This is a genomic window from Mesorhizobium sp. M7A.F.Ca.CA.003.01.2.1 (assembly GCF_003998945.1).
GTDB lineage: Bacteria > Pseudomonadota > Alphaproteobacteria > Rhizobiales > Rhizobiaceae > Mesorhizobium > Mesorhizobium ciceri.
Genome location: NZ_RZRA01001103.1, coordinates 1 through 1,656, shown reverse-complemented (window position 1 = coordinate 1,656; position 1,656 = coordinate 1). Strand labels below are relative to the sequence as shown.

The 1,656-nt window shown below is 63.2% G+C and carries 3 protein-coding genes; 1 reads left to right on the top strand and 2 read right to left on the bottom strand.

Translation table 11 applies throughout. The features are described from left to right. Both pyrD and EN969_RS30160 read right to left on the bottom strand, forming a co-directional pair. Positions 1 to 722 (bottom strand): dihydroorotate dehydrogenase (quinone) (pyrD, locus tag EN969_RS30165; RefSeq protein ID WP_127419686.1); only part of this gene is annotated, 722 nt, incomplete at its 3' end. Continuing rightward, the gene (locus tag EN969_RS30160) at positions 719 to 1,069 is read right to left on the bottom strand and encodes a DUF952 domain-containing protein (protein ID WP_024503140.1); all 351 of its coding nucleotides are present in this window, start codon (positions 1,067 to 1,069) and stop codon (positions 719 to 721) included. The genes pyrD and EN969_RS30160, both read right to left, overlap by 4 nt. A 186-nt stretch (positions 1,070 to 1,255) precedes the next feature. Between EN969_RS30160 and EN969_RS30155 the strand changes: the two genes are divergently transcribed. Then, the coding region (locus tag EN969_RS30155) for a hypothetical protein (RefSeq protein WP_127419685.1) at positions 1,256 to 1,656 on the top strand (401 nt) is incomplete at its 3' end.

The following is a 1,656-nucleotide window of genomic DNA, read 5'->3' as shown; positions in this document are numbered from 1 at the left end:
GTGTTGGAGACGATGACGCCGTCCACCCGCTTTTCCGTGACTTCGGCGGCGATGTCCTCCAGCTCTGCCTCGACCAGATCCGGCGCGATCTTCAGGAACACCGGCGGCTGGGCGCTTGCCGCGGCGCGCGCTGCCATGACCCGCGACAAGAGCTCGCCAAGCTGCTCACGCGCCTGCATGTTGCGCAGGCCCGGCGTGTTGGGCGAGGAGATGTTGACGGTCAGATAGCTGGCGTATTGCGCAAACCGGGCGACGCCGCGCTCATAGTCGCCGATGCGGTCGCTGCTGTCCTTGTTGGCGCCGATGTTGACGCCGACGATGCCGCCACGCCCCTTGCGCGCGGCAAGGCGCTTTTCGGCCGCCGCATGGCCTTCATTGTTGAAGCCCAATCGGTTGATCACCGCATCGTCGGCCGTCAGCCGGAAAATGCGCGGCTTCGGATTGCCGGCCTGCGCCAGCGGCGTGATCGTGCCGACCTCGGCAAAGCCGAAGCCCAGGCCAAGCAGCGCGTCGGGCACTTCGGCGTTCTTGTCATAGCCGGCCGCCATGCCGAGCGGATTGGGAAAATCGAGGCCGCAGATGCTGACCGTCAGCCTGTGGTCGCGGATCGCTGGTGCACCAACCGGAACGCCGCATCGCAAGGCCGCGATCGACAGGCCATGCGCGGTTTCCGGATCGAAGGCGAACAGCAGCTTCTGGCCGAGCCGGTCGAGCACGCTCATTGCCCCTCCAGTGCCGGGAACTGGTGCACACCATCGGAGCCAAGCGGCAGTGGCCGGACCCACAGCACAGCCTTGAGGCCGAGCGGACCATAAAGATGCGGAAACAGCGCACCGCCGCGCGAGACCTCGTATCTCAGCGCAGCACCCAGGCTGGCGCCGTCGATGGCGACCAGCAGAAGGTCGGTCTGGCCGGCAAAGTGCTTTGCCGCCGTTTCCTTGACCTGCGCCGCCGTGGAGAAGTGGATGAAGCCGTCTGCGACATCAATCGGCGCGCCGGTGAAGCGGCCATGCGTTTCGGCCTCGCGCCAAAGCGCCTGCGGGGTTATCTTGTAGATAATCTGAGACATGGTTGCGCTATAGAGCAGTTCCAGGAAAAGTGTGAAACGGTTTTCCCGGGAAAAGCGCATAGCGCTTTCCCTTGGGAATTGCTTCAAAAGATTCCGAACCAGCCATTCGGGAAAGGCCACGCCAAGGGTCTTCCCCATTTCCGGCGCAAACATGCGATATCTGAGGCCTTTGCCATGGAGGACAACATGCGTCTGCAGCACATCTTGATCCCCGCCGCGCTCGTTTCGCTGGTCGCGGCTTCAGCTTATTCGGAAGAAACCGACCGCTACCGGCTGGAAAAGTCGGCCACCGGCTATATCCGCATGGACACCCAGACCGGCGCCATGTCGATCTGCGACGAACGCTCCGGCCAGCTCGTCTGCAAGATGGCGGCCGACGAACGCGCCGCTTTCCAGGACGAGGTCGACCGCTTGCAGACCTCGATGAAGGCGATGGACGAGCGCGTCACCAAGCTCGAGAATTCGCTCTCCGCCCGCCTCGAATCGAAACTGCCGAGCGAAGAGGATTTCAACAAGACGATGGGCTACATGGAGCGCTTCCTGCGCGGCTTCATGGGCATCGTCAGGGATATGGACAAGGACAACGG

What these genes read in the sequence shown, in the direction of transcription:
- EN969_RS30160 (WP_024503140.1), bottom strand. Translation starts at nt 1,069, where the DNA reads ATGTCTCAGATTATCTACAAGATAACCCCGCAGGCGCTTTGGCGCGAG.